Here is a 7,861-nt window from a genome sequence, read left to right as displayed (position 1 = left end):
TATCGGGGCGAGGACGGCTATGAGTATCGCAGTCAGAACGTTGCCGGCGTCATCCTCATCCCTGCCGAAGCCGCCGAAGATGGCTATCCACCGGGCCCAGTAGGCGAGCTGGACGATGGCACCTGCCAGGGCCGCCGCGAACGTTCCGATGAGCATGTCCCTGTTCTTTATGTGGGTTAGTTCATGACCTATAACACCCTCAAGCTCATCCCTGTCAAGGATTCTGAGCAGACCCGTGGTCACGGCAACGACCGCGTGCTTTGGATCCCTTCCGGTGGCGAACGCGTTTGGTGTCTCGCTGGGGATTATGGCTACCCTTGGCATCGGCAGGCCCGCGTTCTCGGCGAGCTTTCTTACTATGGCGTAGAGCTCCGGGGCCTCGAACTCGTCAACTATCCTCGCGCGGTACCAGCTCAGGACGATTCTATCGCTGTACCAGTAGGTTATGAAGTTGAAGACCATTGAGAACAGAAACATCATGAAAGCCACGTTGGGGCCTCCAAAGGCGTAGCCGATGGCCATCAGTAACCCGGTCAGCACGGCCATCAGCAGACCAGTTCTGAACCACAGACCAAGCCCCATACTCTCACCTCCGGTGAACTCTCACTCCCATAAGGATAGATGGATTCCAAAATAAAACCTTTTGGTACAAGATTGAGTATAAGGAAAGAGAATAGAGGGCATCACATGCCCATGTCCATGCCGCCCATTCCACCCATGCCGCCGGGCATTCCACCCTGGCCGCCTTCGGGCTTGCTTATCTTGGCGGCGATGACGTCGTCGATCCTGAGGATCATTATGGCAGCCTCGCTGGCGCTCTTGATGGCCTGCTTCTTGACGCGGAGCGGCTCGATGATGCCCTTGGCGAGCATGTCGGCCGGCTCTCCCTCAAAGATGTCGATGCCTATGGCCCTGCCCCTGTTCTTGTGCTCGCTGATTACCTTGACGAGCATCTCGACGGTGTCGAGGCCAGCATTTTCTGCGAGGGTCTTCGGGATTATCTTGAGGGCATCGGCGAAGTTCTCGATGGCGAGAGCCTCCTTGCCGCCAACCTGCTTGGCGTACTCGTCGAGCTTGATGCTGAGCTCTATCTCGCCAGCACCTCCGGCCGGAAGGACGTAGCCATCTTCCATGACGTCCTTGACAACCTTGATGGCGTCCTCAAGGGCGCGCTCAACCTCGTCGATGACGTGCTCGGTGCCGCCCCTGATGAGTATCGTGACGGCCTTCGGGTTCTTGCAGCCCTCGACGAAGATCATGCTCTCGCCGGCAATCTTGCGCTCCTCAACGAGGTCGGCGTGGCCGAGGTCCTCGGCGGTGAGGTCCTTAACGTTGGTAACGACCTTGGCGCCAGTAGCTTTCGCGAGCTTCTCCATGTCGCTCTTCTTAACGCGCCTGACGGCGAGGATGCCGTACTTGGCGAGGTAGTGCTGGGCGAGGTCGTCGATGCCCTTCTGGACGAAGAGAACGTTCGCACCGGTGGCGGCGATCTGGTCGACCATCTCCTTGAGCATCTTCTCCTCCTGCTCAAGGAAGCTCATGAGCTGGTCGGGGCTGGTGATGTTTATCTTCGCGTCGGTCTCGGTCTTCTTGACCTCAAGGGCCTCATTGATGAGAGCGATCTTGGCACCCTCAACCCTCTTTGGCATCCTGGGGTGGACGCGCTCCTTGTCGATGACGACACCGCGAACGAGCTCGCTCTCCTCGACGCTCTCGCCGGCCTTCTTCTCAATCTTGATGTTGTCGATGTCCACGGCGAACTTTCCGTCCTTCTTCTCGGCGACCTGCCTGACGGCATCAACGGCAAGCCTGGCGAAGAGCTCCTTGTGGCTCTCGGCGTTCTTGCCGGTTATCGAGGTCATGGCTATCCTCATGAGGGTCTCTTCGTCATCCGGGGTGACCTCTATGGCGATGTCCTCGAGTATCTCCTGGGCCTTCTCGGCGGCCATGGTGTAACCCTTAACGATGATGCTGGGGTGGATGTTCTGGTCGAGTAATTCTTCAGCCTTCCTGAGAAGCTCGCCAGCGATGACAACGGCGGTAGTGGTTCCATCACCGGCCTCCTTATCCTGGGTCTTAGCAACCTCAACCATCATCTTCGCGGCTGGGTGCTGAAGGTCTATCCTGTCGAGGATCGTGGCTCCATCGTTGGTGACAACAACGTCACCGAGGCTGTCCACGAGCATCTTGTCCATGCCCTTCGGGCCGAGGGTCGTTCTAACAGTCTCCGCGATTATCCTCGCGGCGAGAATGTTGAGCCTCTGGGCGTCCCTTCCAACGTACCTCTGAGTCCCCTCAGGCAGAATAACAACCGGCTGTCCGCTAAGCTGTGCCATTTGACATTCCTCCTATCAGATTCCTTTTTGCAAAAACGCTTCGTCAGCACTGCATATAAGTTTTTGGGTCAAAAATTTCAATTAATGCGATAAATTTTGGAAAAATGACAAAAATTTCTCCTAGAAATGGGGGAAAGGCCTAAAACCCCAGCGCACAACTGGGAGCGGGTGGATGAGGTGAGGATGATAAAGCAGGGCGCGGAGGCCAAGATATACATCTCTGAATTCGGCGAGTATTTCGGGGCGGAACTCATTCCCGGCGAAACGGTAATCGTCAAGCACAGGATTCCAAAGCGCTACCGCATAAGGGAGATCGATGAGAAGCTGAGGAAGGAGAGAACGGTTAGAGAGGCAAGGGTTCTTCACCGGGCCAAAGAGTTCGGTGTGAACTGTCCCCACGTTTACGAGGTCAATCTGAGGGACATGGTAATTGCGATGGAGTTCATCGGCGGGGAGAGACTGAAGGAGCACCTCGAGGAGATTCCAATAGAGAAAAGGCTTCCCCTCTGCCGCGAGATTGGAAGACAGATTGGAAAGCTTCACGAGGCGGGCATAGTGCACGGTGACCTGACGACCTCCAACATGATACTCCGGGAGGGAAAGGTTTACCTGATAGATTTTGGCCTGGCGGACTTTGACCCCACCCTGGAGGCCCAGGGCGTCGACCTGCACCTCCTCAAACGCGCCATGGAGAGCACCCACTACACCTGGTTCGAGAGGGGGTTTGAGGCGGTTCTGGAGGGCTACGCCGAGGTCAGGGGTGAGGAGAAGGCCGAGGAAATAAAGGCGAAGATAGAAGAAATCGAGAGCAGGGGAAGATACAGAGAGCGGAGCTGGGTGGACTGACTCACCATCGGTGGTCCTACAATATTTGGGTGTCACTCGAAGAACGTGCCTGGAACGACCCACTTAAGAACGAGAAAAGGGCGAGTTTTCGGGAGAAAAATGTAGGAGATGCAATCAAAAGATAGAAAAATCAGACCTTGAACTTGTTGGTAACTTCCACGAGCTCCTGCACAACCCGCTCAAAGTCGGTGATGGCCACCTTGACCTCCTCAAGTGCGGAGGTCTGCTCCTCCGCAGCGGCACTGACCTCTTCAGCCGCCGCGGTTGTCTCCTCTGCACTGGCGGCGAGGTTCTCCAGGAAGCGCAGGCCCTCGTCTATCTTTTCGCCCTCTTCGAGCACCTTGCTCTTGAGCTCGTTGGCCTTAACCTCCATCTCGGCCATCAGTTCGGCTATGTGGGTGAGGTACGAAACGCTCTCCTTGAGAACCTCCGTTGAGTTGGAGACAGTTTCCACGCTCTTGCCCGTGACCTCCACGCTCTCCTGTATCTTCTCCATAATCTGGCTCACAATGTTGCGTATGTCGTCGGCGGCGTTCTTGCTCTCCTCTGCGAGGTTCCTAATCTCCTCGGCGACAACTGCGAAGCCCTTTCCTGCCTCGCCGGCGCGGGCGGCTTCAATTGCCGCGTTTAACGCCAGGAGGTTGGTCTGCTCGGCAATGCCCGTGATAACGTTGGTGATGTTGGCGATGTTCTTACCCATCTCAGCGACGCCCTTGACGGTCTCCTCTATCATAAGCATCATATTCCTTATCTCCTCGATCTGGCCCACGGCCTCCTGTCCCTTCTGGCCGCCCTCGCGGGCAAGGCTGACGACATCCCCCATGGAGCGCTCAAAGTCCTCCATGGTGCTTATGGTCTCCTTGCCTATTTCATCGATGTAGCGCATGGTCTCCGTCATGTGGTTGATGTTCTCCTGCTCGCGCTGGGCCTCTATGCTCACCTGGTTGATGGCCTCGGCAACCTGCTGGATGGCCTCACTTATCTGCTCGACGTTTTCACGGACGAGCTGGCTGCGCTCTCCAACAACCCCCGCGGCCTCCTGAATCTCTATCACCATGTCCCTGAGGTTCCTGCGCATCTTCTCGATCGCGTGGCGGATATCCTCCAAGTGCCCCGTAAGTTCAACGTCCTCCACCGAGAGGTCGCCCCCAGCAATCCTGTCGAGTATGCGGACAATAGCGTCGATCTGTGCCTCTATCTCCCGCTTGTATTTCATAACATCGGGAGGTATTTCCTTCTCCTTCGTGACACTGCTCGTGATCGCAAATGCCACCAGTACCCCCACGGCACCTCCAACCAGTCCGGCCAGGGGGCCGAAGACTGCGGAAGGCACCAGCGTGAAGATAAATGCCACAACCGGGGACAGTATCACTGCGGTTTTCTTGTCCATGGACACCCCTCCGGGGAAAATAAGTCGCGGGGCTACTTAAATGTTTCTAATGTGTAGAAGTAATAACCTGACTTTCTACGGGTTTAGTAACCACCTACACAGGGACCTACACACTGCAGTCTCCAGGGAGCACGATGCGGCTAGGAACGTCCAAACGCCCTCAGGACCCTCTCGAAAATTTCCCGTTCCTTCCCGCGCTTTCTTCTCGCAAGGCTCTCGACTATCAGCTCTGGCGTGCTTCTGCCAAGTTTCCCAAAGACGGGTTGCCTGTCGACGATGAGGTTGAGCTTTTCGTCAAGGCCCCTGGCCTCTATCCCGTCGACCCTGGCAAAGGGAAGTTCCTTCCTCAGGTCCTCCCCAAGGTGAGACACGATAACAACGTAAAAGCCCTTCTCGTGGGCTATTTGGAGAAGCTCGCCGATTATCCTAACCGCCGCACCGGGTTCGGTTATAGCCTCAAACTCGTCTATGAGAATGAGCTTCCTGCCGGAGCCCTTAAGCGCCCTCACGAAGGAGCGCAGGGCCGTCTCAAAAGCACCGGCGCCGTAGGTACTCCTCTTCCTTCTGAAGAAGAACAGCTCATCGAGGGGCTCGACCCAGGCCTTCTCCGCCGGAACCGGAAGTCCCATATGGGTGAGAACCGTTATCTGGGTCATAAGTTCTAAAAGGCTGGTCTTTCCGCCGCTGTTGGCGCCTGTTAGTATGACCACCCTCTCATTGTGGATAATATCCGAGTCCGGGACGCCGAAGTTTTCGGGTTTTTCTCCCACGACGTAGCTCACAGGCTGCGGACTCTCGATGAAAAGGTGTCTCCCATTGATAAACGCGATTCCACCGTTCTGAAGTTCCGGGAAAGAGAAGCCCTCGGTGAATTCCTTGATGGCCTGAAGGAAATCGAGTTCGTTAACCCTGGCCAGCTCCTCCCGGAGAACGGGGAGCAGGGGACGCACATTCTCAAGGATTTCCCGGCTCTTGAGGTACAGCTCAACCTTAAGCTCTCTTTCCAGTTCCTCACGGAGCATTTCGACACTTTCCGGGGGAACCGCCACGGGATACAGTTCTTCCCGGGAGAAGAGCTCAACGGCAACACCAAGCTTCTCGCTCAGCTCGTCCTCAGCCTCATTGATCAGATCGAGGATTTCTCCCTCGACCTTGCCGAAGTGTCTGAATATTGCCTCGTAGTTCCCGGCTTTAAGCTCGCCGAGGAAATCCAGCAGCTCCTTCCCGCTCAGAGTCAGGCTGAACTTTTCCAGTTTCTCGGATATCCTCTCGTTCAGCTCGCGCTCTTTCGCGGCTACCAGCTCCTCAAGACCGTCGAGGAGTTTCCGCTTTTTCATAACCTCCCCAAGCTCGTCCAGCTTTCGGAGGATTTCCGAGGCGACACTACCCTCGCCGGTTAGCTCGCCGATTCTGGCGAGGGCATTAAGAGTTTCCCGGTTCTCCCAGAGGGGCATGATGTAGAGCTCCGGCGCTATCTGGGAGGGGACAAGTTCAACGTCGATGCCGTAGCCGACCGTGCTGAGAACCAGAGAATAATCTTCGGAATCCTCCAGGCTCGTTGAGACCTCGCAGAGACCCAGGTTCAGTGCCCTTTCGAGCTCGCCCTCGTCAACTATCAGAATCCTGTCGTGGAGGTAGTTCCGGCGGAATTTGATTGGCCGGACCCTGGCAATCTGTCCCTTCAACTCAGGACGTAACCTTGGAAGGCTTCGGCGGAAATAAGTCTGCCTGCGGAGGATTTCCTCGCGATCGGAGGTGGGTTCAAACCTATCCAGCATGGAAGAACTCCCAGGGAGGACTAACCTCCTCCTTATCTCCTCCCGGATTGAGCGGTAGACCGCTTTGGCCTCGGGGTTCAGCTTGAGCGTCATCGCTTAGGGAATGTTTTAGGGGGCTAAAAAAGTTACCTTTTCCTCGGCAAAAACTCACCTCTGGTACCACTGGCGCGAATTATGTTTTCCTGTGCCGCTCGTACCAGCCCCACTCCTTCTTGGAACCGAAGGCCCGGACTCCCCTCTCGACCAAGGTTATCCTGAGCTCCTTGGCCATCTCGTGGGTTATCTCACCGCGCTCCTCCATCCAGTTTATTATCTCAAGCGCCTCGTCATCCGTACTGCATCTCCTGAGGAAATCGATAACCGTGGGGTTGTAGCCGGAGAAGTCCATCTCCTCCCTCTCGGCGGACTCCTCCCCCTCGCCGGTGCGGTAGGCCTCTATCGGAACGCCCTCCCCCTCGAGCTCCCTCGCAAGGGCCGGGAAGGTCCGTTCAAAATCCTCCTTCTCGTACTCCTGCCATGCGAAGTCGTCCGCGGGTTTCTTCGTTTTCTTTTCGTCCATTCTTCACACCAGACTCGGTTTTGGGACCAGGGGTTTATAAATGATGAGTAGAATCCACCCACCATGAGAGGGTCGTACTTTCTCGTCGTCCTGCTGGAAAACGATAAAACCGTCAGAACCAAGGGGCGGGAGTTCCATCTAAGGAAGGGTCACTACGTGTACGTCGGCTCGGCGATGAACTCCCTCGAAAAACGCGTTGCCCGGCACTTCAGCGGGGAAAAGAGGCTCCACTGGCATATAGACTTCCTCCTGAAGGAGGCAAAGCTCCTGAGGGCGTATCTCATCCCCAGTGAGGAGCGGTTGGAGGAAAAGCTCTCGCTGGGGGTGGCAAAGTACGGGGAGCCCGTCGAGGGATTCGGCGCGGGGGACGTCAGGGTCAGCACCAACCTCTACCGCTTCGAAGGGGAACCCGATGGGGCTCTCACTGCCATTCTAAGCGGACTCGGGCTGGAGTGGAAAAGGGTTAAAAGCAGGGAGGAAGTTATAGGGTTCGGTGAGAGAAAATGAGACTCCAGCTCGGAAAGGTCGAGACGTACATTCACGAGAAGATTGAGACCGAAAAGCTTCACTTCGTTCTCCTTGATCCTGATGACGTGACGCCCGAGGAAGCCGCCAGGATAGCGAAGATGAGCGAGGAGATAGGGGTAGATGCCATAATGATAGGCGGCTCGACGGGGGCGGAGGGGGATGTCCTCGACGGCGTTGTGAGGGCGATAAAGGAGTCCTCCAGCCTGCCGACGATACTGTTCCCCGGCTCCCATGGGGGGATAAGCAGGTACGCTGATTCGATATTCTTCATGAGCCTGCTCAATTCGACCAACCCCTTCTTCATCACGGGCTCCCAGGCCCTGGGGGCGTTCACGGTCAAGCGCTACGGCATAGAACCGATACCAATGGCGTACCTCATAGTCGAGCCGGGAGAGACCGTCGGCTGGATCGGCGATGCCAAGCC

8 protein-coding genes are annotated in these 7,861 nt (G+C 56.3%); 3 read left to right on the top strand and 5 right to left on the bottom strand.

The features are described from left to right. Positions 1-582, bottom strand: a 582-nt coding sequence (locus tag APY94_RS10950) for a M48 family metalloprotease (RefSeq protein ID WP_058939665.1), incomplete at its 3' end; no start/stop codon positions are given. A gap of 101 nt (positions 583-683) precedes the next feature. Beyond that, positions 684-2,336, bottom strand: a complete 1,653-nt coding sequence (gene thsB, locus APY94_RS10945; protein ID WP_058939664.1) for a thermosome subunit beta — start codon at positions 2,334-2,336, stop codon at positions 684-686. Positions 2,337-2,513: 177 nt separating this feature from the next. On the opposite strand from thsB, the gene APY94_RS10940 reads away from it, so the two are divergent. Next, positions 2,514-3,182: a Kae1-associated kinase Bud32 gene (locus APY94_RS10940; RefSeq protein ID WP_058939663.1), complete on the top strand. Its 669-nt coding sequence runs from the start codon at positions 2,514-2,516 to the stop codon at positions 3,180-3,182. A 130-nt stretch (positions 3,183-3,312) separates the two neighbouring features. Here APY94_RS10940 and APY94_RS10935 read toward each other — a convergent pair whose 3' ends face one another. From APY94_RS10935 to APY94_RS10925, 3 genes are all read right to left on the bottom strand, one after another. After that, positions 3,313-4,572 carry a methyl-accepting chemotaxis protein gene (locus APY94_RS10935; protein WP_058939662.1) on the bottom strand — a complete coding sequence of 420 codons (1,260 nt, stop codon included), beginning with the start codon at positions 4,570-4,572 and terminating at the stop codon, positions 3,313-3,315. A gap of 140 nt (positions 4,573-4,712) precedes the next feature. Further along, positions 4,713-6,443 (bottom strand): P-loop NTPase family protein, encoded by a 1,731-nt coding sequence (locus tag APY94_RS10930; RefSeq protein WP_058939661.1) that lies wholly within the window; start codon positions 6,441-6,443, stop codon positions 4,713-4,715. Positions 6,444-6,522: 79 nt separating this feature from the next. Next, positions 6,523-6,909 (bottom strand): DUF2095 family protein, encoded by a 387-nt coding sequence (locus tag APY94_RS10925; RefSeq protein WP_058939660.1) that lies wholly within the window; start codon positions 6,907-6,909, stop codon positions 6,523-6,525. Positions 6,910-6,972: 63 nt separating this feature from the next. Between APY94_RS10925 and APY94_RS10920 the strand changes: the two genes are divergently transcribed. Beyond that, a complete protein-coding gene (locus APY94_RS10920) occupies positions 6,973-7,416 on the top strand; it encodes a GIY-YIG nuclease family protein (protein WP_058939659.1) in 444 nt (147 codons plus the stop codon). Continuing rightward, positions 7,413-7,861, top strand: a 449-nt coding sequence (locus APY94_RS10915; RefSeq protein WP_157065534.1) for a geranylgeranylglyceryl/heptaprenylglyceryl phosphate synthase, incomplete at its 3' end; no start/stop codon positions are given. The genes APY94_RS10920 and APY94_RS10915, both read left to right, overlap by 4 nt.

It is taken from the genome of Thermococcus celericrescens, from assembly GCF_001484195.1.
Lineage (GTDB): Archaea > Methanobacteriota_B > Thermococci > Thermococcales > Thermococcaceae > Thermococcus > Thermococcus celericrescens.
The sequence above is the reverse complement of the archived record's forward strand: the minus strand, read 5'-3'. Positions and strand labels throughout refer to the sequence as shown.

Bases quoted from the DNA above. Each gene is read 5' to 3' on its own strand.
- thsB (WP_058939664.1), bottom strand. From the start codon at position 2,336: ATGGCACAGCTTAGCGGACAGCCGGTTGTTATTCTGCCTGAGGGGACT.
- APY94_RS10935 (WP_058939662.1), bottom strand. From the start codon at position 4,572: ATGGACAAGAAAACCGCAGTGATACTGTCCCCGGTTGTGGCATTTATC.
- APY94_RS10930 (WP_058939661.1), bottom strand. From the start codon at position 6,443: ATGACGCTCAAGCTGAACCCCGAGGCCAAAGCGGTCTACCGCTCAATC.
- APY94_RS10925 (WP_058939660.1), bottom strand. From the start codon at position 6,909: ATGGACGAAAAGAAAACGAAGAAACCCGCGGACGACTTCGCATGGCAG.
- APY94_RS10920 (WP_058939659.1), top strand. From the start codon at position 6,973: ATGAGAGGGTCGTACTTTCTCGTCGTCCTGCTGGAAAACGATAAAACC.